This window comes from Deinococcus detaillensis (assembly GCF_007280555.1).
GTDB classification, from domain to species: domain Bacteria; phylum Deinococcota; class Deinococci; order Deinococcales; family Deinococcaceae; genus Deinococcus; species Deinococcus detaillensis.
This window is the reverse complement of sequence record NZ_VKDB01000001.1, coordinates 377,188-401,241: the sequence shown is the minus strand read 5'-3', so window position 1 is coordinate 401,241 and position 24,054 is coordinate 377,188. Positions and strand designations below refer to the sequence as shown.

At 61.0% G+C, this 24,054-nt stretch carries 22 protein-coding genes and 2 tRNA genes; 20 read left to right on the top strand and 4 right to left on the bottom strand.

Going from position 1 to position 24,054, the window contains the following annotated elements:
* Window positions 1-33 precede the first annotated feature (33 nt).
* From FNU79_RS02125 to FNU79_RS02035, 19 genes are all read left to right on the top strand, one after another.
* Window positions 34-777, top strand: coding sequence for an SDR family oxidoreductase (locus FNU79_RS02125; protein WP_143719219.1), 744 nt, complete (start codon window positions 34-36; stop codon window positions 775-777).
* Between the two features lie 241 nt (window positions 778-1,018).
* A complete protein-coding gene (pilM, locus tag FNU79_RS02120; protein ID WP_143719218.1) occupies window positions 1,019-2,197 on the top strand; it encodes a type IV pilus assembly protein PilM in 1,179 nt (392 codons plus the stop codon).
* Window positions 2,190-2,888, top strand: coding sequence for a fimbrial assembly protein (locus FNU79_RS02115; protein ID WP_143719217.1), 699 nt, complete (start codon window positions 2,190-2,192; stop codon window positions 2,886-2,888). The genes pilM and FNU79_RS02115 overlap by 8 nt, the downstream gene beginning before the upstream one ends.
* On the top strand, window positions 2,885-3,556 hold the full coding sequence (gene pilO / locus FNU79_RS02110) for a type IV pilus inner membrane component PilO (protein WP_143719216.1): 672 nt from the start codon (window positions 2,885-2,887) through the stop codon (window positions 3,554-3,556). Before FNU79_RS02115 ends, pilO begins: the two co-directional genes overlap by 4 nt.
* A complete protein-coding gene (locus FNU79_RS02105) occupies window positions 3,553-5,400 on the top strand; it encodes a hypothetical protein (protein WP_143719215.1) in 1,848 nt (615 codons plus the stop codon). Before pilO ends, FNU79_RS02105 begins: the two co-directional genes overlap by 4 nt.
* A 3-nt stretch (window positions 5,401-5,403) precedes the next feature.
* The gene (locus FNU79_RS02100; RefSeq protein ID WP_143719214.1) at window positions 5,404-7,659 is read left to right on the top strand and encodes a type II secretion system protein GspD; all 2,256 of its coding nucleotides are present in this window, start codon (window positions 5,404-5,406) and stop codon (window positions 7,657-7,659) included.
* A 125-nt stretch (window positions 7,660-7,784) separates the two neighbouring features.
* Entirely contained in the window at window positions 7,785-8,939 is a 1,155-nt protein-coding gene (aroC, locus tag FNU79_RS02095) for a chorismate synthase (RefSeq protein ID WP_143719213.1), read from the top strand.
* 92 nt (window positions 8,940-9,031) lie between these two features.
* Window positions 9,032-9,736, top strand: a complete 705-nt coding sequence (locus tag FNU79_RS02090; RefSeq protein ID WP_404825757.1) for a shikimate kinase — start codon at window positions 9,032-9,034, stop codon at window positions 9,734-9,736.
* Window positions 9,723-10,784, top strand: a complete 1,062-nt coding sequence (gene aroB, locus FNU79_RS02085; protein WP_143719212.1) for a 3-dehydroquinate synthase — start codon at window positions 9,723-9,725, stop codon at window positions 10,782-10,784. Before FNU79_RS02090 ends, aroB begins: the two co-directional genes overlap by 14 nt.
* Before the next feature lie 52 nt (window positions 10,785-10,836).
* On the top strand, window positions 10,837-11,271 hold the full coding sequence (gene aroQ / locus FNU79_RS02080) for a type II 3-dehydroquinate dehydratase (protein ID WP_143719211.1): 435 nt from the start codon (window positions 10,837-10,839) through the stop codon (window positions 11,269-11,271).
* 75 nt (window positions 11,272-11,346) lie between these two features.
* Window positions 11,347-11,967: a hypothetical protein gene (locus FNU79_RS02075; RefSeq protein WP_143719210.1), complete on the top strand. Its 621-nt coding sequence runs from the start codon at window positions 11,347-11,349 to the stop codon at window positions 11,965-11,967.
* 111 nt (window positions 11,968-12,078) lie between these two features.
* A complete protein-coding gene (locus tag FNU79_RS02070; RefSeq protein WP_225429817.1) occupies window positions 12,079-13,437 on the top strand; it encodes a cation:proton antiporter in 1,359 nt (452 codons plus the stop codon).
* A 108-nt stretch (window positions 13,438-13,545) separates the two neighbouring features.
* Window positions 13,546-14,148, top strand: coding sequence for a CDP-alcohol phosphatidyltransferase family protein (locus FNU79_RS02065; RefSeq protein WP_143719209.1), 603 nt, complete (start codon window positions 13,546-13,548; stop codon window positions 14,146-14,148).
* Window positions 14,148-15,101: a phosphatidate cytidylyltransferase gene (locus tag FNU79_RS02060; protein ID WP_143719208.1), complete on the top strand. Its 954-nt coding sequence runs from the start codon at window positions 14,148-14,150 to the stop codon at window positions 15,099-15,101. Before FNU79_RS02065 ends, FNU79_RS02060 begins: the two co-directional genes overlap by 1 nt.
* On the top strand, window positions 15,101-15,772 hold the full coding sequence (locus tag FNU79_RS02055) for a lysophospholipid acyltransferase family protein (protein WP_143719207.1): 672 nt from the start codon (window positions 15,101-15,103) through the stop codon (window positions 15,770-15,772). The genes FNU79_RS02060 and FNU79_RS02055 overlap by 1 nt, the downstream gene beginning before the upstream one ends.
* Before the next feature lie 88 nt (window positions 15,773-15,860).
* A complete protein-coding gene (locus FNU79_RS02050) occupies window positions 15,861-16,730 on the top strand; it encodes a class I SAM-dependent methyltransferase family protein (RefSeq protein WP_143719206.1) in 870 nt (289 codons plus the stop codon).
* Window positions 16,731-17,031: 301 nt separating this feature from the next.
* A complete protein-coding gene (thrS, locus tag FNU79_RS02045; RefSeq protein ID WP_143719205.1) occupies window positions 17,032-18,981 on the top strand; it encodes a threonine--tRNA ligase in 1,950 nt (649 codons plus the stop codon).
* 97 nt (window positions 18,982-19,078) lie between these two features.
* Window positions 19,079-19,154, top strand: a tRNA-Ile gene (locus tag FNU79_RS02040).
* Between the two features lie 20 nt (window positions 19,155-19,174).
* Window positions 19,175-19,249: transfer RNA gene (locus FNU79_RS02035), tRNA-Val, on the top strand.
* 61 nt (window positions 19,250-19,310) lie between these two features.
* Here the strand turns inward: FNU79_RS02035 and FNU79_RS02030 are convergent.
* A complete protein-coding gene (locus FNU79_RS02030) occupies window positions 19,311-20,105 on the bottom strand; it encodes a COG4705 family protein (protein WP_225429816.1) in 795 nt (264 codons plus the stop codon).
* A gap of 296 nt (window positions 20,106-20,401) precedes the next feature.
* Between FNU79_RS02030 and FNU79_RS02025 the strand changes: the two genes are divergently transcribed.
* Complete coding sequence (locus FNU79_RS02025) at window positions 20,402-20,872, top strand: fasciclin domain-containing protein (RefSeq protein WP_143719204.1); 471 nt, start codon at window positions 20,402-20,404, stop codon at window positions 20,870-20,872.
* A gap of 62 nt (window positions 20,873-20,934) precedes the next feature.
* On the opposite strand, the gene FNU79_RS02020 is transcribed toward FNU79_RS02025, so the two are convergent.
* The 3 genes from FNU79_RS02020 to FNU79_RS02010 all read right to left on the bottom strand — a co-directional run bounded on the left by FNU79_RS02020 (window position 20,935) and on the right by FNU79_RS02010 (window position 23,960).
* Window positions 20,935-21,993: a YncE family protein gene (locus tag FNU79_RS02020; RefSeq protein WP_143719203.1), complete on the bottom strand. Its 1,059-nt coding sequence runs from the start codon at window positions 21,991-21,993 to the stop codon at window positions 20,935-20,937.
* A complete protein-coding gene (locus FNU79_RS02015) occupies window positions 21,990-22,469 on the bottom strand; it encodes a YbhB/YbcL family Raf kinase inhibitor-like protein (protein ID WP_185974578.1) in 480 nt (159 codons plus the stop codon). The genes FNU79_RS02020 and FNU79_RS02015 overlap by 4 nt, the downstream gene beginning before the upstream one ends.
* Window positions 22,470-22,676: 207 nt before the next feature.
* Window positions 22,677-23,960, bottom strand: coding sequence for an ArsB/NhaD family transporter (locus tag FNU79_RS02010; RefSeq protein WP_225429815.1), 1,284 nt, complete (start codon window positions 23,958-23,960; stop codon window positions 22,677-22,679).
* Window positions 23,961-24,054 lie beyond the last annotated feature (94 nt).

Below are 24,054 nucleotides of genomic sequence, written 5' to 3'. Positions count from 1 at the left end.
TGAGCGGCGGGCACGGCGTGTTAGATTTCCCCTATGACTAATCCCCAGACCCATTCGCAGGCCCAGACCCAGAAAAGCGCGTTTATTACCGGCGGCAGCAAAGGCATCGGCTACTCTACCGCCGAGGCGCTGCTCAAAGAAGGCTACGCCGTGACCGTCACCAGCCGCGACCAGGGTGAGATCGAAGCGGCGGCCCAGCAACTCAATTCACAGCAACTTGGAGAGTCTGCGCGGGGCGTGGTCTGCGACGTGCGCGACCTCAGCAGCTTGGAAGGCGCGATGAAAGCCCATGCCGAAGCGTTCGGCGGCTTGGACGTGCTGTTCGTCAACGCGGGCGTCGGCAAGTTCGCCCCCATCCAGGATATGAGCGCCGAGGACTGGCAGGCCGTGATCGACACCAACCTCACCGGAGCTTTTTTCACTGTCAAGGCGGCCATTCCCTACCTCAAGGAAAGCCACGGCTACGTGATCACACTGTCCAGCTTGGCCGGCAAAAATCCCTTCGCGGCCGGCGGAGCCTACAACGCTTCCAAATTCGGCCTCAACGGACTCTCAGAAGTGATGATGCTCGACCTACGCCCCCTAAACATTAAGGTTACCCAGATCATGCCGGGGTCGGTGGCCACCCACTTTGGCGGACACACTCCTTCAGAAAGTGACGCCTGGAAGATTCAGCCCGAAGACATCGCTCAGATCGTGGTGGATTTGGTGAAAATGCCCGCACGCACGCTGCCCAGCCGCGTCGAAGTGCGGCCCGCGCAGCCGCCCCGCAAGTAAATTCAGCTTGCTGTGCCGTTTTCCCGCGCCTCGGCGTCTTCGTGACCCAGAGCGCGGGTTTTTGTGCGCCCAGACAAATAATTCGCCGCAAAAAAAGCTGTCAGAAAATTGAAAGCGCCTGCATGATCTGATGCCATTGTCGCGCCCCCTTCCCGCTCTTAACCCTCTAGACGCAGGAGTGACCGCTTCATGATGATGTTCATGAGGAAATGGTAAAATCAACGCAACTCCTGGAGGAAGCATGTCGAGTTTTCTACAACGGCTCATCAATTCAAAACCAGTGGCCATCGGGGTCGAGATCGGCACCAGTTCGATCAAAGTGGTGGTGCTCAAGCCCGGTTCGCCGCCCGTACTCCAGCACGCCGTCATGGTTCCGACTCCGATTGGCAGCATGCGAGACGGCCTCGTGATCGAGCCGCAGGCGGTGGCCAGCGAACTCAAACGCTTACTCGCCCAGCACCGCATCACCACCAAATACGCTGTCACTGCCGTGCCCAACCAGCAGGCTGTGACCCGCAACATCATGGTGCAGAGAATGGATCCGAAGGAGCTCAAGGAAGCCATTAAATGGGAAGCCGAGCGCTATATCCCTTACCCGATCGACGACGTGAGCCTCGACTTTGACGTGCTCGACGACATTCCCGGCGCGAACGACGACGGACAAATGGAAGTGGTGATCGCCGCCGCGCCCACCGAGGCGATTGCCCGCCAAGTCGAAGTGCTGCGTCTGGCAGGCCTAGAGCCTACCGTCATCGACCTCAAGTCATTTGCCACCTTGCGTGCCCTGCGCGGCAATTTGCTGGGCGAACACCTCACCAAAAGCACCCTGACCGGCACCAATTACACCGAGGGCAACGAGGTGGCCCTCGTGATGGAAATCGGCGCGAGCAGCAGCGTGATCAGTTTGGTGCGCGGCGATAGGATGCTGATGGCCCGCAACATCAACGTGGCCGCCGACGATTTCACCACCGCCCTCCAGAAAGCCTTCGACCTCGATTTTTCCTCCGCCGAGGAAATCAAGATCGGTTACGCCACCGCCACCACTCCCACCGAGGACGAAGAAGACTTGCTCAACTTCGACATGGCCAGGGAGCAGTACAGCCCCGCCCGCGTCTTTGAAGTGGTGCGGCCCGTGCTGGGCGAGCTGATTACCGAAGTGCGGCGCTCGATGGAGTTTTACCGGGTGCAGTCCGGCGACATCGTCATCGACCGCACCTTCCTGGCAGGCGGCGGAGCCAAGCTGCGCGGGCTGGCTCCGGCCATCAGCGACGCGCTGGGCTTTAGGGTCGAGGTGGCCAGTCCTTGGCTGACGGTGCAGACCGATCAGGCCAGCGTAGACACCGGCTACCTCCAGACCAACGCGCCGGAATTTACCGTGCCGCTGGGCTTGGCTCTCAGGGGGGTGAATTCGCGTGGTTGAGATCAACCTCCTCCCGGCGCAGTACCGCAAGCGCACCGAGCCAAACGTTTGGCTGTATGCGGGCGTCGCGGCGGTGGCCGTCACTTTGCTGGCGGTGGCCATTCCCGAAATCGTGGTGGCCACTCAGGTCGGCAATCTGCAAAAACGGCTCGATGATGAAAACGGCCAAATCAGCGGTATAGAGGAAAAGGACGCTCCCGAGTTTCGCCGCCTGACCGCCGACAAAGCCCGCCTGACCGCCATCAGCCAAACTGCCACGAGCCTCAGCAGCGGCAAAACCTACTGGTCAACCGACCTCGCTCAGTTCGTGGCGCAGTTGCCGCAAAACGGAGGCGTGGCGCTGAGCAGCCTTAACATGCACCAAGCCGCCAGCAATACGCTTTATAACGGCAAACCCGCCAGCAAGGAATACGACCTGAGCGGCACGGCGCTGAGTACCAGCACATTGGTCGGCTTTTTAAACGCTTACGACCAAGACAAGTACGGCGTGAACTTCAAAAGCACCCAGCGCAACACCGCAACCAACAATTTTGACTTTACCGCCAGCATCGGCCAATTGGCAGGCACGCCGGTCAGCGCGGCGGCCACGACCACGCCCACCACACCTGCTAACGGCACCCCGGCAAACGTGACGCCCACGACCCCCGCCCCTGCGGCCCCCGCCGCACCGACCAGTGGAGCCACCCAATGAATGCGGCCATGCCCAAACTCAAACCCCGCGACCTGTTTTTTATCGTGGTTGGCCTGTGCCTGATCGCTTTGGTGATGTGGTACTTCCTGCGCTTTCAAGCCCGGCAACAAGAAATTCAGGCGGTACAAACCAGCCTAGATGACGCCGACACCCGGCTCGCCACCTTGCAAGGTCAGCAGGCTCAGCTCCCTCAACTCCGCACCGATGTCAGGGCACTGGAGCAAGAACAAGCCGTGTTCGTTCGCGCCCTACCCAGCACCGTCAAAATGGGACAAGTCATCCGCGACGTGCAGGACAGTGCCAGCGCAGCGGGAGGGAAAATCGACGGCATCACGGTGGCCAGCAGCGCCGAAGCCGATCTGCCCGCTGGCGTGCAGGCGGTCAACCTCAATCTCAACGTGCAGGGCCGCTTCGCACCGACGTTCCGTACCCTGCGCTCGGTGGAGACGATGGGCCGCTTTTCCAAGATCACCAGCGTCAATATGACGTTGCCCGCGCCCAATGACACCGATCCCAACCTCAACAGCGTCATCAACATGACCGTCTACACCTTCGATCCGAGCAGCACGCAGGCCACGCCCGCAGGTGCACCCGGCGCGGCCCCAACGACGCCAAATGCACCCGCCACACCGTCCGCGCCCAGCGCTCCTGCGGGAGGCAATTCGTGAAAGCGCCCCTCAAACTCTCACCCGAAATGAGAATCTTGCTGACGGTACTGGTGCTGGTCGCCTTGGTAGGCGGTTGGTACACTTGGAATACCGGACGCGACGCCAGCGCTCAGGCTCCCAGCGACGTGCCCACCGCCACAGCTCCGGTTTCGCCGACCGCCACCGTGCCGGGCGGTGCGCCGGTAACGCCTGCTCAGACCACCACCGCACTGTCCGGTACGCCAGATTCAGGCACGGCCAACGCCACCGGCAAAGCTGACCCAGCGGCGGCAACGGCTGCCAAGTTGGGTACCATCCAGCCCGGTTCAGCCCAGCCCAACAAGTCGCTGCCCAGCGCCGTCAAGCCTGCGACGCCCAAGCCCACCGCCTCCGGCTCCACCGCGCCCGGCTTAAGCGCTGCGCCCACGCTGGGCAGTTCGCCCTCGGGGCTGCCTACCGCTCAGGGCGGCTCGGAAGCGGCCAGCAGCCCACAAGCGCCGACCCCTTCCAGCACGACCATTTCTCCGGCCCGCACCAGTGCCGTGCTGAGCATTCCGCCGCTGAGCAGCGCTCCTGCCGGTGATACTGCGGCCACAAGCACCGCTCCTGCCGCCAGCACACCCACCGAAACCAACGCCGACGTGCAGCGCCCGCCTTCGGGCATCAATCCCAATGAGCCGCTGGCCAGCGTACCGACGGTCAATCCTTTCAGCCCGCTGAACGTGGTGCCGGATGCCAACTCCTCGGGTGCGCCCGCGCCAGTCGCCACTGCGTCCACGGCCACTCCGGTGCGCCCCACCCCCACCTCGCCGATTGCCTCACCGGTTCGCACCACCGGCGTGCTCCCCAGCGCTCCGATCGTGGTGGCCGACAACAATTCTAGAAATGCTACGGGCAGCCCCTCCGGAAACGGCGGCTTGTCCAGCGGCCCGCGCATCGGCGGTATCCTGCCGCAGCCCAATATTCAAAGCGGAGCGCCAGTTGCCACTCGAGGCGCTGACGGCGCTCAGGGCCAGACCGGCCAGCAGGGTCAGCAAGGTCAAGCTGAACGAGCAGCGGCGCAGGCTGAACAGGCCCAACTTCAGTCTCAGCGCGACGCCGCTCAGCAAGCGCAGAAAGCTCAGCAACAAGCCGCTCAGCAAGCCGCCGCACAGGCTCAGCGTGACGCTGCCCAGCAAGCCGCTGCCCAAAAGCAGGCACAACTCGACGCCGCCAAAGCCCAAAAAGCCGCTCAGCAAGCGGCCGACAAGGCCCAAGTTGAGCAGGCCAAAGCCGCCAAAGTGCAGCAGGCCGCTGCCGACAAACTGGCCGCCGCTCAAAAAGCCGAGGCCGATAAAGTGGCCAAGGCGCAGGCCATCGCTGAAGCCAAAGCCAAATTGGCCGCCGCTCAAAAAGCCAAGCGCGAAGCTGACATCAAAGCGGCGCAGACCCGCGCTCAGGCTCAGGCCAGTATCAGCGTGCCGGGAGTGAGCCAAACGCCGAAACTGCAACTGCCCGGTGTTAATCCGCTGGTCGGTGCGGCAGGGACAACCGGCGGTACGGCCACCAACGCGGCCCCCGGCGTAATTACCCAGCTCAACAACGCCGCTCCCGTCGCCAACTCCGCTGGACAAGCGCTCGCGCCGACTTCTGCCGCGCCGCTCAACACCTTGGAGCGCTACATCCAAGAGCGCAATCTCAGCTTCAACTCGGCAGTGCTGGGGCCGCTCAACACCGCCGTCTTCAAGACCGACCGGGGCTTTGTGGTCGTCTCGGTGGGCCAGAACATTCCCGATACCAATATCAATGTGCGCGAAGTCACTGCTTCAAGCGCCACGCTGGCCCTCGACAACACCGCCAAAACCCTCCAACTCGACAAAAGGTGAGCCATGAAGAACCGTAGCCTGATTTTGCTCTTAACTCTCGCGCTGAGCGCCGCCAGCGCCCAAAGCGCCCAAACCGGGAACGCCGTGAGCGCCGATACCCGCTTGTCGAAGGCCAACGTGACCTTCAAAATCGTGCGCGACGGCACCGGCTTGATGGCGCTCCTGACGGCTGTGGCCAAGTCGGCAGGCTACGAACTGATTCTCGACCCGGCGCTCGACAGCCTCATTATCCCCGGCGTCGGCAGCGGCTCAGGCGTGCCCAGCGACGCAGCCACGCCTCAGGCCGCTCAACCCGGCGTTTCTGCGACACAGCTCACTTACGATTTTGCCAGCAAACCTTTTAATCAGGTCTGGCCCTTTTTGATGGACGTGTACGGCCTGAACTATGACGTGGTCAAACTCGGCAGCAGCGAAGTGCTGCGCGTCGGCAAAAACCCGATTCAGCGGATCGTCGTGTTGCCTAAAACGCTGGACGCCAGCTTGGTGGGAGAGCGCGTCAAGTTGGCCTTCGGAACGCGCCAAACTTCAGCGCCGGTCACCGCCACGCCGGGCAGCCCCGCTCCCCAGACGGCAGGCGGCGACATCGTTCTCGACTCGCCCACACTCAAAATCGTCGGCGAACCGGTTTCCAACAGCTTGATTATTCGCGGCAACAACCAAGAAGTCTCGCAGGTCGAAGCGCTGGTCAAAGAAATTATCGCTTCCCAGCCGCCGGAACTCGCCAAAGTGGTGGTACCGGTCAGTCCGGTAATTCAGTCCATCTACAACGTCAAAGGTGCTCAGGACGACGCGGTGGCCCTTATCAAAGATCAGTACCCCGGCCTGGCCGTCACGGCAGTCGGCAAAACGGGCCAACTGATTCTGAGCGGTCAGAAGACCCAGATCGACGCGGCCCTGACGCTGCTGACACAAGTGGACCGCGCGCCTTCGGTGCAGCAAAACCCGGATGTGCGCCAGCAGGTGTACGGCGTGAAGGGCAGCCAAAAAGACATCGCCGCGCTGCTGACCGCGCAGTTTCCGGCGCTCAAGATCACCCCCGTCGGCACCACCGGCCAGTTGGTGCTCAACGGCACCCAGGATCAGCTCAGCGCCGCCAGCACCCTGCTGGGCCAGGTCGACAAGGCCATTGCCGTGTCGAACGGCCCCGAGATTCAGCAAAAAGTCTTTCAGCTCGTGAACGCCAGCGCGGAGAGCGTCAAAGCAGTGCTTGAAGGCTCATTGGCCCGCGACCTGACCACACAGACCAGCGGTAGCCAGCTCCAGAACAACGCCGCCGTATCGGCAGCCGCGCTCTCCGGACTGACCCCAACCCAGGCCCGGCAAGCTCAGGCTGCTCAGGCTACTGCTCCAGCACCAACCACCGCCGCCAATCCAGCCAGTCCTGAACCGGACACCGCTGCCGTTGCTCCAGCTACTCCCGATGCCACTATCATCGCCGATAAGCGCACCAATACCTTGATTGTGCGCGGCACCGCACAACAGGTCGCCCAGATCGCCGAGCTGATTCCCAGCCTCGACCAGCGCGTTCCGCAGGTCAACGTGCAAGTCCGTATCCAGGAAATCACCGATACGGCCATGCGGGCGCTGGGTGTCAACTGGAAAGCGGGCTTCGGCGGCTTCTCGCTGGGCATTGCACCCGGTAGCGATGGTAATTCGGCGCTCACAGCGGCCTTTGATCCAACTCGCGCCTTGGTTGGTGGCTTTAATATCTTGCCAACCTTGACAGCTATGGAATCGCAAGGCCAGACGAAACGTGTTTACGATGGCTCAGTAAGTATGCAGAGCGGACAGCGCAATTTAACTAACACCAGCGTGACACAAAATGCAGCAGCGGGAGCAGCAGCTCTCGTAAGGTCTGGTGGTACATTAGAGATTAACCGTGTTGGCACGGGGGGTAGTGAGTCAATTCAGAAAACTTATCCTTACGGTGTTACCTTGGGCTTCTATGATCCTCAAGTTGCGCCTGATGGCACCATTACAGTAAGAGTGCGTGGTGAAGTGAGTGCTCAGCCAACACTAAGCTCGAACGCAGCGGGAGATTTTCTCCTGACCAGCAGTGAGGCCCAGTCTACAATCTCATTTAAGAACGGTGAAACTGTGTTGCTCAGCGGTTTGCTTGGCACAAACGAAACGTCTAACAAAAGCGGTGTGCCCTTCTTGTCCAGCATTCCAGTGGTAGGCGGCGCATTTGGCAATCAAAGCAGCAAAAAAGACCAAGTGCAGCTGATGGTGGTCATCACTGGTACTGTAATCAAATAAGCAAACATTACGCCTCTGGCCCAAAACAGACTCGCCGCCCCGTGCGCTGGGTCTGTTTTCGTTTTGTGCCCTGTCGTCTGGGCAACGCCCAGAACCGGTCCCCCTAGCCTGATAAAGTTGGAGGCATGAGGTTTTTGACCGCTGGAGAATCGCACGGGCCGCAACTGACGGCCATCATCGAGGGTCTGCCCTCCCAATTGCCGCTGCTGAAGGCCGATATCGATCCGATGCTGCGCAAGCGCCAGGGTGGCTACGGACGCGGGCGGCGGATGGTCATCGAAACCGACGAGGCCCAGATCATGAGCGGCGTGCGGGCCGGACGCACCACCGGAGCGCCCGTGACGCTGGTGATCGAGAACAAAGACCACCGCAACTGGACGGAGATCATGTCGCCCGAAGAAGGCGGCGAGCCGCGCAAGAAAGCGCTGACCGAGGCCCGCCCCGGCCACGCCGACCTCACCGGCGGCATCAAATACCGCCACAAGGATTTGCGCGACGTGCTGGAACGCGCTTCAGCCCGCGAAACTACGGCGCGGGTGGCGGTGGGCGCGGTGGCCCTCAAGCTGCTGAGCGAACTGGGCATCGACGGAGTGAGCTACGTGACCCACCTCGGCGGCGTGGACGCCCTCGGCACGTTTGGCTGGGACAGGTTGGATGAAATTGAAGCGTCTGATCTGCGAGTGCTGGACAAGGACGCCGAACAACGCATGCGTGACGGCATCGATCAGGCCAAGAAAGACGGCGACACCCTCGGCGGCATCGTGGAAATTCGCTTTCGGGGCTTGCCACCGGGCCTCGGCAGCTATGTCCACTGGGACCGAAAACTCGACGGGCGGATTGCCGCCGCCGTGATGGGCACGCAGGCCATCAAGGGTGTGGAAATAGGCACCGGCTTTGAAAATGCCCGTGTGCCCGGCTCCAAAGTGCATGACGCGGTGTATGTGGGCGAGGGCGGTCACGGCTACCGCCGCGAAACCAACGGCGCGGGCGGCTTGGAAGCGGGCATGACCAACGGCGAAGATCTGATCGTGCGGGCGGCCATGAAGCCGATTGCCACGCTGATGAAATCCTTGCCCACCGTAGACGTGGTAAGTCATCAACCCGCCGACGCCGCCAAAGAGCGCAGCGACACCTCCGCCGTGCCTGCCGCCGGAATTGTGCTGCACGCGGTGATCGGCTGGGTGCTGGCCGACGCGGTGATGGAGCGGTTCGGCGGCGATAGTCTCCCCGAACTTCTGGAGCGGGTCCAAGCGGCGCGAAGCTACGCGCAACACTACTAGGGCCGGTGACTCCCCATCCGTTGCCGCTGATTTCTGAATCGGCGCTGGAACTGGGTTTGGCCGCCCACCTCAAAGAAGTGCCGGAAGAAGTTTTGAAAGCCCAGCTCAACCACACTCTCTTTGCAGACGGTGAGCGAACTGGGGGTTTTGAAGCGGGCACATCGTCTAGACTGCAAAGCATGAATTTGCCCAGCCTGATTGACCGCCCCGCGAACTGGATCGCGTTGGCGGGCTTTATGGGGACGGGCAAGAGCCGAATCGGTTGGGAGCTTTCCCGCGAACTCTCGCTGCATTTTGTAGACACCGACAAACTGATTTCGCGGGTGGTCGGCAAAACCATTCCCGAGGTGTTCGCCGAGCGCGGCGAGGGCTTTTTTCGTGCCTGCGAATCGGAAGTGGTGCGCCGCGTGACCCGCTTAGATTACGCGGTGGTCAGCCTCGGCGGCGGCACTTTTGTCCACGAGAGCAACCGCCGCGAACTGCTGCGGCGCGGCCCCGTGGTGGTGCTGACTGCGACGCCCGAAACGGTTTACGCCCGCACCAAGAATTCGGATCGCCCGCTGCTCCACGTCCCCGATCCCCTGACACGCATCACCGAACTGATGCGTGAGCGCGAAGGCGCGTACCAGCACGGCACCATTCACGTTCACAGCGACGGACGGCCCTCGGAGGAGATCGTGGCCGAAATTGTGGAGCGGCTGTGGGACTGGCAAGACACCCAAGCCGACGCCCAGCACGAAGCCGACGCCGAACGAACGGCGCTGGACTGGCAGGAGGTGGAGCGTGCCTGCGACTGAGCCGCTTGGGCAAGTCCTGACCATCGAAGTCGGCGGCGCTTTGCCCTACCGCGTGGAAGTCGGCTCCGGTTTGCTGGCCCACCTTGAAGTGCCGCATAAGCAAGTGGCACTGATCTATCCCAGTGATTTGCCAAATCAGTTCGTTGAGCAAGTGCGGGCCGCCCTCTCCCCTGCCGTGATGATCGTGGTTCCGCCCCGCGACGCCTGCAAAACGCTGAGCGTGCTGGAAAGCGTGCTCTCTGAACTGGCCCAAGCCAACCTGACCCGTGACAGCGCGGTGGTGGGCCTCGGCGGCGGGGCCGTCACCGATCTGGCAGGTTTCGCGGCGGCGAGTTACTTGCGCGGGGTGGCTTATTACTCGGTGCCGACCACGCTGCTGGGCATGGTGGACGCAGCAGTGGGCGGCAAAACCGGAGTCAACTTACCGGAAGGCAAAAACCTGGTGGGCGCGTTTTGGCCGCCCAAGCAAGTCTGGGTAGACGTGGACACGCTTGCCACGCTGCCCCCCGCCACCTTCCGCGAGGGCGCTGCCGAGGCCTACAAGCACGGCCTGATCGCCGACCCCAGCCTGCTTGAGCGGGTACTCTCACCTGAGTTCGTGCCGGGTCACGCCAGCTTGCCGCAGATTATTGCCGACGCGATTGCCGTCAAGGCCGGAGTCGTCACCCGCGACCTGACCGAGCAGGGTGAGCGGGCGTACCTCAACTTTGGGCACACGCTGGCCCACGCGCTGGAAGCAGTCACCCACCAAGCAATCACGCACGGCGAAGCGGTGGGCTACGGCATGCACTACGCCGCGCTGCTGTCGCGTGAAATGGGCGGCAAAGACTTGACCGATGACACGCGGGCCTTTTTAAAGTACCAAAAGCCCCAGCCGCTGCCTCCACTCACTTTTGAAGACCTCTGGCCTTACATGGCCCGCGACAAAAAAGCCGACGCTGAGGGCGTGCGTTTCGTGCTGCTCTGCGACTTGGCACAGCCTTATCTGGCGCGGGTGCCGGAAGACATTTTGCGGCGAGCTTTTGGGATATGGGTGGAGGAGATTTAGATTTAGGGCAATCGCTGACGCTCACACACCCTCTCCCCAACCGAGGTTTTCCATGCTCCTAGTGCTCAACGGCCCCAACCTCAACCGCCTCGGCAAGCGCGAACCGGGCGTCTACGGCACCCTGACGCTGGAAGAACTGGAACGGCAGTGCGAACTGTGGGGCAGTGAACTCAGCACCACCGTGACGTGCCGCCAGAGCAACTTCGAGGGCCAGCTTCTGGAGTGGATTCACGACGCCGAAGAACACGGCTTTACCGGCATCGTGATCAATCCTGGTGCGCTGACCCACTACAGCTACGCCCTGCGCGACGCCATCGGTGGGCAGAATGTGCCGGTGGTGGAAGTGCATATCAGCAACGTAGACGCCCGCGAGGAGTTCCGGCACAAGTCGGTGACGGCGGCGGTCTGCAAAGGTAAAATCAGCGGGTTGGGTTTTGCCGGCTACAGGTTTGCAATGGAATTTTTGGTCGAGGAAGTCGGCGGGTGAGCCTCGGCATTCGTTCACTGCCATCCACCGACTTTGAGCGGGTGCTGCCGCTGGACATGGGCTTTATTAAGGCTGATGCTGCGCTGGCTGATCACTTTCCAGCGCGGTGCGCTCGGCCCGGTTGGGCAATACTGGGAGGTGGGTAAGTTGGCAAGCGGCCTGAGCAATAAGCTGACTGGACAGATTGGAGAGTTTCTAGTGTGTGCTGAGATGGGGCGGCAATTGGATCTGGTGGCAGCCCCTTTTGCAGGAAACGTTCCGGCCTTTGATCTGCTGGTGGCAGACGAGCAGTGCCGCTCTGTTGCCATTCAGGTCAAAGCAGCGCGTGGTACGCAGTGGCCTTCCCGAGCGGACTCATGGCTGAAACTGACTGTTGTGGACGGCGACCAGATAGACGGCGGCGATCAGGAGATTGATCATCCCAATCTGATCTATGTTTTCGTTGCCATTGCCCCGAGAGGCGCTGCCCAGCAGAGCGACAACCTTAGAGATCGATTTTTTATCTTGACCAAGCGCGACGTGCAGGGCATTCTGACTGCAGCCTACCGAAAATACATGAAAGAGCGGAAGATACCTTGGCATCGCCCACACAACCCGGCTTCATTTGATGCCCGCATTGACGCCTCTCAGATGACAAATTTTGAGGATAATTGGGAGCTGGTCAGGCATCAGCTTGCAGCACAAACTTCTGCCTGACTTTGGTGAGACCAACACCATTATCCCGCACCCAGAGCGCGACTCCTAAGACAACCGCTGTCCTAAGCTGAGTTTGAGCTCACTGTCCTTCTGACCGCTCTACACTACCCCATGTCACCTGACGCTCTGTCCTCCAGCGAACTCTTCGGCGTCTTTATGGTGCTGATCTCGGCGCTGTCCTATTTCAACAGCCGCTATTGGAAACTCTCCCCCACCATCGCCATGCTGCTCAGCGGCCTGGTCATCGCGGGCGCGGTGGCGCTGGCCGATTCACTGGGCTGGCCCCCCGCCGGGCGTGTCCGTGATTTGGTGCAGGGCATTCCGTTTGGCACGCTGGTGTTCGACTGGCTGCTGAGTTTCTTGTTGTTTTCCAGCGCCATGCAAATTGACGTGAAATTGCTGTTTCGCAAGCGGCTGGCCGTCATTGCCATGACCCTGCTGACCACCCTGATCACCATGCTGCTGCTCGGCGGCGGGTTTTACGGGCTGCTGAACTGGGCGGGCTTGCCGATCACTTGGCCGCTGGCGCTGCTGTTCGGAGCGATTATCGCGCCCACCGACCCGGTGGCGGTGCTGCCGATGCTACAAGCCGCCCGCGTGCCCAAAACGGTGGAGACCTTGATCGCTGGCGAGAGCCTGTTCAACGACGGCGTGGGTGTGGTGGCCTTTACCGTGCTGGTGGCCGCCACCTTGCCCGCCGCTGGAGAGGCCGCTCAAACGGTCACGGTGCTGAGCACGGCGCTGCTGTTTTTGCGCGAGATGCTGGGCGGCTTGCTGGTGGGAGCGCTGCTGGGTCTGGCCGCTATTTTGCTGATCAGGCAGGTGCCGCGCGAAGAAAACACTCGCCTAACCATCTCGCTGGCGATGGTGGTGGGCGGCAACGCACTGGCGCAGTGGTTGGGCGTCAGCGGGCCAGTGACGGTGGCGGCCAGCGGCCTGACCCTCTCGGCTCTGCTGCAAATCTGGCGGCGGCGGGCCAAACAAAGCGGCTGGCTGGGCAGTTTGTCGGGCGACGAGCGCCGCCAATTGGAAGACACCCGGACGCGGCTGTTTGGCTTCTGGCAATTTATCGATTACCTGCTCAACGCCGCCCTGTTTACCGTGATGGCCTTTGAAGTGCTGAGCCTCAAAGTCAACACCTTGCTGCTGCTGCTGGCTCCGGCGGTGATCGGGCTGAACTTGGTGGCGCGGGCCATTGGCGTGTGGCTGCCAGTGACTTTGCTCAAAAACCGCGAAACCTTTGCGCCCTACACCAAACGGGTGATGATCTGGTCGGGCCTGCGGGGCGGCGTGACGTTGGCGCTGGCCTTCAATTTGCCTGACAATCCGCTGCGCGGCACCTTTTTGGTGCTGAGCTACGCAGTGGTGGTCTTCAGCATGTTGGTGCAGGGCCTGACCTTGCCCACACTCGCCAAGAAACTCAAGAAAACCGCTCAGGAAGACGCGGCGGAGGGCGAGCCGGTGACTTGAGTGTTTGACCTGAGTGTTTTGCTCCCTGCCTTACCGCCCCGCAACAAAAGCTCAACCCCCACTCCAGCACGCCCTGACATAAGCTAAGGCGACCGGAGGCCTTAACCCATGACCGTATACGCTGCCAAACCCGCGTTTCAAAAATTGCTGCGCCCGCTGGCTTACCGTCTGGCCGACCTGGGGGTGAGCGCCAACGCCGTGACGCTAAGCGCCATGTTCTTGTCGGTGGTTTTGGGCGCGGGGCTGGCCATCAATATCGTGGGTGGCGGGCGCTGGGTGTTCTTTTTGCTGCCCGCGTTTTTGCTGATCCGGATGGCCCTCAACGCCATTGACGGTCTCATCGCCCGCGAACGCCATCAAGTCAGCCGCCTCGGGGCGTACCTCAACGAGCTGGGCGACGTGGTTTCGGATTCGGCACTGTATTTGCCGTTCGCGCTGCTGCCTTACGGCTGGCCCGCCGCCATGTTGGTGGCGCTCAGTGCTGCTGGCGAGTTGGCCGGAGTGCTGGGGCAAACCAACGGTGGCACCCGCCGCTACGACGGGCCGCTGGGTAAAAGTGACCGGGCGCTGTGGCTGAGCGTACTGGCCCTGCTGCTGGGTTTTGGGGTCGCGCCGGGGGTGTGGCTGGCGGTGGTGCTGGCGGTGCTGTGCGTTCTTGCGGCGCTGACCATCGCCAACCGAGTGCAGCGCGGCCTGGGGGAAGCAAACTGATGCAGGGTATCCTGGACACTTTGCGCGGCGGCGTCGGTCTGATTCTGGGCCTGATCTTGCTGCTGCTGCTGATCGCCACTTTTATCTCCGAACTCGTGCCCAAGTTGCGCGGAAGGGCTGGCAGCCCCGAACTGATCTCACGGGTGCGGGCGTGGTGGGTGATGGCGGGGCTGTTTGTGCTGGCGGTATTGGTCGGCAAACGGGTGGGCATCGCCTTCATCATGTTTTTGTCTTATCTGGCGCTCAAGGAATACCTCAGCCTGATTCCGCAGCGCAGCGCCGACCGCAAGGTGCTGCTGTGGGCCTACCTCGCCATTCCTCTGCAATATTTGTGGGTCTTTACCGGACGCTACGGCATGTTCATTATCATCGTGCCGGTCTACCTGTTTTTGCTGCTGCCCTTCCGGCTGATGCTCACCGGCATCACCCAGAACTTTTTGCGGGCCAGCTCCACCCTCCACTGGGGCCTGATGATGACGGTGTTTTGCTTGGGCCACCTGGCTTACTTGCTGGTGCTGCCGCCACTGCATCCGGCGGGCGGGGTGGGTCTGCTGCTCTACGTGGTACTGGTGACGCAGTTTAACGACGTGGCGCAGTATGTCAGCGGCAAGAGTTTCGGCAAACACAAAATCGTGCCGCAGGTCAGTCCCGGCAAAACCTGGGAAGGTTTTATCGGCGGCCTGATTTGCACGGCGGTGCTGGCAGTGGTGATTGCGCCGGTCATTACCCCGCTGAGCGTTTGGGAAGCGCTGATTCTGGGCCTGCTGCTGCCCGCCGTCGGCTTCATCGGCGACGTGACCATGAGCGCCGTCAAGCGTGATCTGGGGGTCAAGGACGCCTCCAGCTTAATTCCCGGCCACGGCGGCATTCTGGACAGGGTCGACAGCTTGATGTTCACGGCTCCGGTGTTTTTCCACTTCATCTACTACTTCGTCTACGGGCCTTACCGCTGATGCCCGACTCTGATTCGGCTGGCCCGCATCCGTGGTTGCGCCCGCTCTTTTTCGCGGCGGTGGTTCGGCCCGCACTGCTGCTGGGGTTCGGGCTGGGCGTGCGGCACCGTGAGAGATTGCCACAAACCGGCCCCGCCATCATGGTCGCCAACCACAACAGTCACCTCGACACCTTGCTGCTGCTCTCCTTGTTTCGGCTAGGGGCGCTCAGAACGGTCAGGCCCGCCGCCGCCGCCGACTATTTCGGCAAGTCGGGCGCGGTGCGCTGGATTACTCAGAATCTGATCGGAGCCATTTTGATTGAGCGCCACGCCGAGGGAGGCCGCCGCGCCGACCCACTCGCGCCGCTGAGCGCTGCCTTGTTACGCGGCGAAATCGTGCTGCTGTTTCCTGAAGGCACGCGCGGCAAGCCCGAAGTGCGCGAAGCGTTCAAAACTGGCCTGGCTCACCTCTCCCGCCGACATCCTGAAGTGCCGGTGATTCCGGTGGCGCTGCGCGGGCTGGGTCACGCGCTGCCCAAAGGCGAGTGGATTCCGGTGCCGCTCAATTTGTATGCGGCGATCGGTGAAGCGGTGGAGTCCGATCCCAAGAACAAGCAGGCCTTTACACGGGCGGTGGAAGCGGCGATTGACGCGCTGGACGCGGAGCTGCCCACTGCCGTGTGGGACTGAGCAGCCAACCCATCAGCGGGACGAAAGTCCCAAGCCCCCTTTATCTTCGCCTCAATTGCTGACACTCTGTCAACTGCTAAGCTCAGTCATGACCCCAACCTATGAAGAGCTGGCCCGTCCACTGCCCCTCATCAGCCCCAAGCGTTGGTATTACGGCGCGGTTCACCGCATCATGAAGCTGGCCAGCCCACTCAGCAAGGGTCTGAGCATCGGCTTCGAGCACGGCTTCGATTCGGGCGTGATGCTGGAACACGTCTACCAGAACACGCCCACTGGCAAGGGGCCGCTCGGCAAACTGATTGACCGCGTCTACCTCAATTCACCGGGCTGGACGGGGATTCGTGCACGCGGCGAACTGGTCAAGGACGCCCTGCGGGCAGCGCTGCACCAACACGCGCCCGCGCAGGGCGACACCCTGCGGCTGCTGGACGTGGCCTGCGGCGGCGGACGTTACGATTTGGAAGTCTTGCGGGAGTTCCAAGACAAGCGGCCCGACGTGACGGTGCAGGCGACTTTGCGCGACTACGCTCAGGTCAATGTGGACAGCGCTCAAGCTCTGGGCCAGAAACTCGGGGTGCACGGCGTGACTTATCAGCGGGCCGACGCCTTCAGCGACGCTGACTTGGCGCAGGCAACGGAAGGCGGCCTGATGGACATCGCCATCGTCTCGGGTCTGCACGAAATCCTGGCCAACGATGATTTGATCCATCACCACTTCAAACAGCTGAGCGGCGTCCTCAAGCCCACTGGCACGCTGATCTACACCTTGCAGCCGACCCACCCGCAGGTGGAATTTATTGCCCGCACCTTACCTTCCAACACCGGAGACCTGTGGGTGATGCGCCTCAGGAGCGCCGAGCTGATCGAAGGATGGGCCAAGGAAGGCGGCTTCACGACTGGAGCAAAGTGGACGGAGCCGCAAGGAATCTTCGGGGTGGTGCTGGCGAACAAAAGCTAAGCAGACTCAATCCTCAGCTCAACTTATGGGACTGGGATCGGAATCATCTCGCACCAGCCGTCCAGGGCGGGGCTGCCGAATACTGGGCACAGTGACCGCCCCGCACGGTCTCCTCTGCTAGACTGGCTCCATGCGGCCTTTCCCCCATCATTCCAACCCGATGATGCGCGGCGCTGGCCTGTTGAGTTCAAGACAATCCGTCACGCGAACTCTTTGCGCCTGAGAGCTGCCATTTTGCTCTCAGGCGTTTTGTTGCGTCGCGCTGCCGTTCCCCTTTTCAGAAAGCCAAACAGGAGTCACCATGCACGTTTTTTTACCTGACGGAAAACAACTCGACCTTCCCGAACACGCCACTGCACTCGACGCCGCCAAAGCCATCGGCCCGCGCCTGGCACAAGACGCCCTGGCCGCCACTGCCAACGGCGTGCTGACGGATCTGGTCACGCCGCTGCCCGAAGGCGCAGAAATCAGCCTGATCACCAAGAAAAACCCTGGACAGGCCCAGAGCGTCTTCCGGCACTCGCTGGCCCACACCATGAGTCAGGCGGTGGGCGAATACTACGGGCGCAAGGGGTTTCCCAAGGAAGCCGTCAAGCGCGGGGTGGGGCCGAGCATCGAGAACGGTTTTTATCAAGATTTTGATTTGCCCGAGCCGCTGCGCGAAGAAGACTTGCCGGATGTTGAAGCCATCATGCGCGAGATCATCGGGCGCAACTTGGACATCACACGGGCTGACGTGGGCAAGGCGGCGGCGCTGGAGCAGTTCAGCTACGATCCTTACAAAGTGGAACTGATCTCGGAGCTGCCCGACGACGAGCCGATCACCTTCTACACGCAAGGCGACTACGTGGACTTGTGCCGGGGGCCGCACTTTCCCAGCACTGGCAAGTTGCCCACCGCCTTCAAGCTGACCAGCACCTCGGGCGCATACTGGCGCGGCAACGAAAAAAATCCGATCTTGCAGCGCATCTACGGCGTGGCTTTTGCTTCCCAAAAAGAGTTGGACGAATACCTGGAACGCTTGGAAGAAGCCAAGAAGCGCGACCACCGCAAGCTGGGCCGCGAGCTGGAGCTGTTCACCATTGACCCCCTTGTTGGCAAGGGTCTGCCACTGTGGCTGCCCAACGGCACCGTGCTGCGCGAGGAATTGACCCGCTTTCTGCGCGAGCAACAATTTCAGCGCGGCTATCAGGGCGTAATTACCCCCAACATCGGCAATCTGGAGCTGTATAAGGTGTCGGGCCACTATCAGAACTACAGCGACAGCAACTTCTCGCCGATCACGGTAGACGACGAGCAGTACATGCTCAAGCCGATGAACTGCCCGCACCACGTCCGCATCTACGCCGCCAAGCCGCGCAGCTACCGCGACCTTCCGGTGCGGCTGGCTGAGTTCGGCACGGTCTACCGCTACGAGCAGTCTGGCGAACTCAACGGCCTGACGCGGGTGCGCGGCTTTACCCAGGACGATGCCCACATCTTTTGCCGCCCCGATCAGCTCAAGACCGAGTTTTTGAACGTGCTGGATTTGACGGTGCTGGTGCTGAAAACCTTTGGCATGAACGATGTGCGCTTCCGGGTAGGCACCCGCGACGAAGGGGGCGACAAGTACGTGGGCAGCGACGAAAACTGGACGGCTGCCGAGGCTCAGATTATCGAGGCGGTGAGCGAAGTGGGCCTGCCGTACAGCATCGAGCCCGGCGACGCCGCCTTCTACGGCCCCAAGCTCGACTTCGTGGTGCGCGACGTGATCGGGCGAGAGTGGCAGCTCGGCACCATTCAGGTGGACTACAACCTGCCGGAGCGCTTCGACATCAGCTATACCGGCGAGGACGGTCAGGAACACCGACCCGTGATGATTCACCGCGCACCGTTTGGCAGCTTGGAGCGCTTCGTGGGCATTTTGATCGAGCATTACGGCGGCGACTTCCCGCTGTGGCTGGCCCCGCGCCAGATTGCCATCATCCCTATTGCCGACCGTCACAATGCCTATGCCGAAGAACTCCGCGCCGAGTTGCACGCGGCGGGCCTCCGGGCCGAGGTGGACGGCTCTAGCAACCGAATGAACGCCAAAGTGCGTCAGGCTGAGCTGTCTAAAATTCCGGTGATGCTGATCGTGGGCGACAAAGAGCAAGAAGAGCGGGCCGTCAGCGTCCGTGAGCGCACCCCCGAAGGCCACAAGGAGCGCAAGGGCGTGGGCTTCGGCGATTTGAAGACTGAGTTGCTGGAAAGGTATCAGACGCGGGCGTAATCTGAGCCAGCGAGTGGTAAGTCTGATGGGCAGCTTGTTGAGCGGGTTTGTTTGACAAGCCCCCAGCCCGCTGCTATCATTCCACTCGCTTCGCCCTGGGCCTTTAGCTCAACGGTTAGAGCAGTCGGCTCATAACCGATTGGTTGCCGGTTCAAATCCGGCAAGGCCCACCAAGACGTGCCGTACAAAGTATGGGCGGTTAGCTCAGTGGTAGAGCATTCGCTTCACACGCGAGAGGTCGTAGGTTCAAGTCCTATACCGCCCACCAAATTTAAGCCCGCCCAGTGCGGGTTTTTTCGTTTAGCCTTTCTGCACCACTCAGCAACCGTTTAAACTGTACTGGCAGCTTGAATCTGGTCTCGGTGGGTGGTGGTGAGGTAGATGATCACCGCGCCGATTAAAATCAGAAAAATAGCGCTGGTGATTAGCGTGCCAAGGTTTAGGCCGGCCGCGTCTTTGGGCTGCGACAAAAAGTCGCCGATAGACGCGCCCAGAGGCCGGGTCAGGATGTAAGCGATCCAAAAGGCCAGCACTGCGCCCAAGCGTAAGAAGGCGTGGGCAAACGCCACCAGCGCAATGATGCCGCCAAAGATCAGCGCTGAGGGCCAGTAGCCCAGCGCCAGCTTCTCAGCCACCAAATCGCCCGTCGCCGTTCCGAGCGCAAAGGTGAACAGCACCGCCAGCCAATAAAATACTTCGCGCTTGAACGTAAAAATGCTGTGGATAGACAGTGTTTTCTCGCTGGCGTACCAAGCCACAAACGTCGCAGCCAAGGCCACTGAGAAAATCCCGCTGGAGGCCCATAAACTGATGCCGAAATTGTCGGTCATATTGTCGGTAATCAGGGTGCCGACCACGCTGATGAGCATCACCGCCAGCCAGTAGACCACCGGCACATAGCGGCGCGACCGGAACTGCACCACCAAGATTGCCGCGAGCACCGCGCCCATGACCAGCGTGGTGCCGGTCAGGCCCAGATTCAGATTGGTATTCAAAAAATCCGCCGCTGTCTCGCCGATGGTGGTACACAAAATCTTAATGATCCAGAAAAACAGCGTGACTTCCGGCACCTTGCAGAGCATGGTTTTGAGGGCGGTGTTCTGATCGAGGGTTCCTAAACTCATATGGGTCTCCTTTGGACTGCTCAGCGGTGGGCACCACCTTTGGGCCTAGCTTAAAAACATTTGGTTAAGGCGCGGTATAGTCACCACAACAGCGGAGACTCAATTAAAATGCCCTTAATTAAGTTGTGAATTTTTGTAAATCCTCTGATTTCAGTCCTTTAAGTCTTCTATGAGCTAAATATAAGACATTTAGATTGAAAACGTATCCTACCGGACAATGCTAGGCGAAAGTAGTCCGAGATATACTTAGATTTTATCTTGGGGCTTCAGACTGCTTAAGCAGGACAGGAGACACCATGAAAAATACAACTGTAGTTCTTTTTGCGGCCCTCGCTCTCGGCAGTGCTTCAGCTCAGGGAACGGACACCATTGCCGGCATCGTCACCAAAGACGCGCAGTTCAGCACTCTGCTCGCGGCTCTCAAAGCGGCTGGCCTCGACAAGACACTGGCCGGCAAGGGGCCGTTCACGGTATTCGCACCGACCAACGCAGCGTTCGCCAAGATTCCCAAAGCCACCCTGGACGCCCTGCTCAAAAACAAAAAAGAACTCGCCAAAGTGCTGACCTACCACGTGGTCGCCGGTGACGTGATGGCCGCCGACGTCGTCAAAATGAAGTCTGCCAAGACCTTGGAAGGTTCCAGCGTCAAGATCAATGTGATGGGCAAGAACGTGATGGTGGATAAAGCCAACGTCACCAAGACCGACATCAAAGCGTCGAACGGCGTCATTCACGTCATCGACACGGTACTGATGCCGAAAATGTAAATCGCTCCATACAAATTCGCCCGCTTCCAAACATTGTGGAAGCGGGCGGTTTCGTGTCGGGCTTAGCGGTAATTTCCAGTGTGACCCAGCGAATAGCGGCCCGGCTGCGGAAAGAAGGTCAGGCCGTGCGGCCCGTTGCCGACTTTGATTTTCTTGAGGAGTGTGCCACTTTTGGTATCAAAGACGTAAACCACGTTGCTGCGCCGACCCGACAGCCACAGTTGCTTGCCATCCGCCGAGACGCTGCCCATGTCGGGACTGCCGCCGCCGGGAATCTTCCACTTGGCGATCAGCTTGCGTTTGGCAAAATTCAGCACGCTGACGCTACCCTCGTCACGGTTGGAGATGAACAGGCGGGTCGCGTCGCGACTGGGATACAACCCATGTGCGCCTTTGCCGGTGGGAATGAAACCGATCTTCTTCGGAACTGGCCCTGAGCCGTCAATAACGTGCAGCCCGTTGCTCATCATGTCCGCCACGTAGTAGACCTTACCGTCCGGCGCGATTCGCACGTCCTGCGGCATTCCGCCGACGTGCAGCTTCCCGGTAACGCCGCGGGAGGTCAGGTCAAGTTTGATGAGGTCGCCGCTGAACTCGCAGGCGGCCAGAAGGTGCTGACCATCGGGGCTGAAATCCATGTGGTTGACGCCCTGACACGGCACGGCGATGGAGAAAGCGGGCGTCATGGTTTTAACGGCCAGAAAGTCCAAGCGGGCCTGATTTTCAGCCACCACCAAAGCGTATTTACCGTCCGGCGTGAAATAGAGGTTGTAAGGATCGGGCGTGGGAACCGGCTTACCCGGTTGGCCGCTGCGCGGGTCAATCGGGGTCAGCGATTGCCGCCCTTTGTCGCTGACGACGTACAGCGTCTGGAGGTCGTGTGCGGCCACCACATGCTGCGGCTCAGTGTCGACGCGGAAGGTGGACAGGACTTTGAACGTTTTGGGATCGATGACGCTGACGGTGCTGTCCAGACCATTGGGAACGTAGACGCGGGCGGGAACACCTTTGACGGCTGGGCTGAGCATTCCCGCAGCGGTGTGGGCATAGAGATTGAGGGCGTGCGACGGACTCAACGCCGCTAAGCTGAGCACCACCGCCAAGCGCCGCAGAAGCTTCATTTGACCGGCCAGACCAAGTGGGCTTTGGCTTCTTGCAGCTTATGGCGCTTGATGGCCGAGTGTAAAGTTTGCAGCGGCGCACCGGCAGGCAAGTTGAGCGAGGCGACATCCAGCGCGTAGTAATCAATGTAAAGGTCGTGTCTGCCTTTGGCGCACACCGCCGTGTAGCCAGCTTGGTTGGCTTCGTTGGTGGCCGCTTTGCCGCCCGCGACGCTGAGCATACTGGCCGACGCGGCTTTGAGTTGAGTCGTTCCCAGCGGCAAGTCGAAGACCAGCCACCTTCCGCTGAGTGCGCTGGAGCTTTGATCCCAGAAGATGATGGCGTAACTTTTGGTGCCGCTCGGCGGCGTGCCAGAGAACTTGAGTACAGGTGTGGTGGCCGCGCCGCACTTGAGAGCGGTATCACCAGCGGAAAGTGCAACGGCAAACGGAGCCGGAGCCGCCTGCGCGGTGGAAAGAGCAAGCAGAGCAACCACACTCAAACGCTGATTTATGTTCATCTCCGGCATCGTTTCAGAGTTTGCTAAACACCAAGTAAAGCCGCCGTCTGGCGCTTCAGTATTCCGGCTTGACTGCTGGAAATTCAGCCGCGTCATAAGCCTACTCTATGGCATTTCTCAATGATCTGATTGAGCGGCGACAGCAGCGGGCCTAAGCGGGTGCGGGGTGGCTATCTGGGCGCGTTAATGGTGCAGCAGCACCAAAGCGCACAAGGTCAGGAGCAACGTCGGCAAGGTCACGGCCCAAGACAGGCGCAGATACTCGCCCCAAGACACCTGCCACTTCCGTGCCGCGAGGAGGCGCAGCCACAGCAGCGTCGCCAGGCTGCCCAGCGGCGTGAGCTTGGAGCCGAGGTTGGCCGCCACGATGTTGGCGTAGACCGCCAGCGTTTCGGCGTGTGGCGGCAGCTTGGCCTGTTCGATGCCCAGCGCTCCGATCAGCAGCGCCGGAAGATTATTGGACATGGCTGAGGCCAACGTCATCAGCCCGCCGAGGCCGTAAGCCAGTGCCCAAGAACCGCGCTGCCACAGCGCCGCGAAGACGCTTCCCGCTGCGTCGGTGACTCCGGCGTTGCGTAAGCCGTAGACCACTAGATACATGCCCAGCGAAAAGACCACCACCGACCACGGCGCATTTTTGAGCACAGTCACCGCCGGACGGCCCCGCGCCCAAGCGGTCAGCAGCAGCGCCGCCGCCGCCAAGAGCGCGGGCAGACTTTCAGGAATGCCCCAGCGCGGCGCGAGAAAAAAACTGATCAGCAGTGCTGCCAGCAACCCCGCGCCCACCCCACACACCGCCACGTCTTGCAACGCTGAGTTGGGCGCAGGCAAACCCTGTACGGCGTACCCGGCTGGCAAACTTTTATGAAAGCGCCACCACAGCGCTGCCAACCCCGCCGCCACTGCCGCCAAATTGACCGGCCCCATCACGGCGACGTAAGCCGCAAAACCCAGCTTGAACTGATCGGCGCTGATGAGGTTGGTGAGGTTGGAGGTGATCAGTGGCAAGCTGGCGGCGTCCACGATAAAGCCGGTGGCAAACAACAGGGCCAGTCCAGCCGGGCGCTTGAGTTCGAGCAGTTCGCATAACTCCAGGGCAACCGGCGTCAAGATCAGCACCGCGCCGTCATTGGCGAGGAGAGCGGCCAGCACCGCCCCAAACAAGATCAGCAGCACGAACAGCCGCGCCATGTTTCCGCCGGCCCACCGCGCCAAGTGCAGCGCTACAAAGCGGAACAGCCCCGCTTCGCTGAGCAGCAAGCTGAGGACAATCAGCGCGATGAGGGTGAAGGTGGCGTTCCAGGTGGCTTGCCAGACCACCCACACGTCTGCCCACTGCACCAAGCCCAGCAGCAGCGCCGCCGACGCGCCCAGCCCAGCGCCCAACGCGATATTGAGCTTAAAGGGGCGGACGATCACCAAAAACAGCGTCGCGGCGAATACGGCCAGAGCAGCGAACAAAGTCACGGAGTCAGTTTAAGCGCTCTCCAGCAAAGTTCGGCGCGGCACTCAGCAGCGGCGTTTTGAGCAGCGCTCACGGCTTCAACCTCCCGAAAACAAA

Bases quoted from the DNA above. Each gene is read 5' to 3' on its own strand.
- FNU79_RS02125 (WP_143719219.1), top strand. From the start codon at position 34: ATGACTAATCCCCAGACCCATTCGCAGGCCCAGACCCAGAAAAGCGCG.
- pilM (WP_143719218.1), top strand. From the start codon at position 1,019: ATGTCGAGTTTTCTACAACGGCTCATCAATTCAAAACCAGTGGCCATC.
- pilO (WP_143719216.1), top strand. From the start codon at position 2,885: ATGAATGCGGCCATGCCCAAACTCAAACCCCGCGACCTGTTTTTTATC.
- FNU79_RS02100 (WP_143719214.1), top strand. From the start codon at position 5,404: ATGAAGAACCGTAGCCTGATTTTGCTCTTAACTCTCGCGCTGAGCGCC.
- aroC (WP_143719213.1), top strand. From the start codon at position 7,785: ATGAGGTTTTTGACCGCTGGAGAATCGCACGGGCCGCAACTGACGGCC.
- aroQ (WP_143719211.1), top strand. From the start codon at position 10,837: ATGCTCCTAGTGCTCAACGGCCCCAACCTCAACCGCCTCGGCAAGCGC.
- FNU79_RS02075 (WP_143719210.1), top strand. From the start codon at position 11,347: ATGCTGCGCTGGCTGATCACTTTCCAGCGCGGTGCGCTCGGCCCGGTT.
- FNU79_RS02070 (WP_225429817.1), top strand. From the start codon at position 12,079: ATGTCACCTGACGCTCTGTCCTCCAGCGAACTCTTCGGCGTCTTTATG.
- FNU79_RS02065 (WP_143719209.1), top strand. From the start codon at position 13,546: ATGACCGTATACGCTGCCAAACCCGCGTTTCAAAAATTGCTGCGCCCG.
- FNU79_RS02060 (WP_143719208.1), top strand. From the start codon at position 14,148: ATGCAGGGTATCCTGGACACTTTGCGCGGCGGCGTCGGTCTGATTCTG.
- FNU79_RS02055 (WP_143719207.1), top strand. From the start codon at position 15,101: ATGCCCGACTCTGATTCGGCTGGCCCGCATCCGTGGTTGCGCCCGCTC.
- FNU79_RS02050 (WP_143719206.1), top strand. From the start codon at position 15,861: ATGACCCCAACCTATGAAGAGCTGGCCCGTCCACTGCCCCTCATCAGC.
- thrS (WP_143719205.1), top strand. From the start codon at position 17,032: ATGCACGTTTTTTTACCTGACGGAAAACAACTCGACCTTCCCGAACAC.
- FNU79_RS02030 (WP_225429816.1), bottom strand. From the start codon at position 20,105: ATGAGTTTAGGAACCCTCGATCAGAACACCGCCCTCAAAACCATGCTC.
- FNU79_RS02025 (WP_143719204.1), top strand. From the start codon at position 20,402: ATGAAAAATACAACTGTAGTTCTTTTTGCGGCCCTCGCTCTCGGCAGT.
- FNU79_RS02020 (WP_143719203.1), bottom strand. From the start codon at position 21,993: ATGAAGCTTCTGCGGCGCTTGGCGGTGGTGCTCAGCTTAGCGGCGTTG.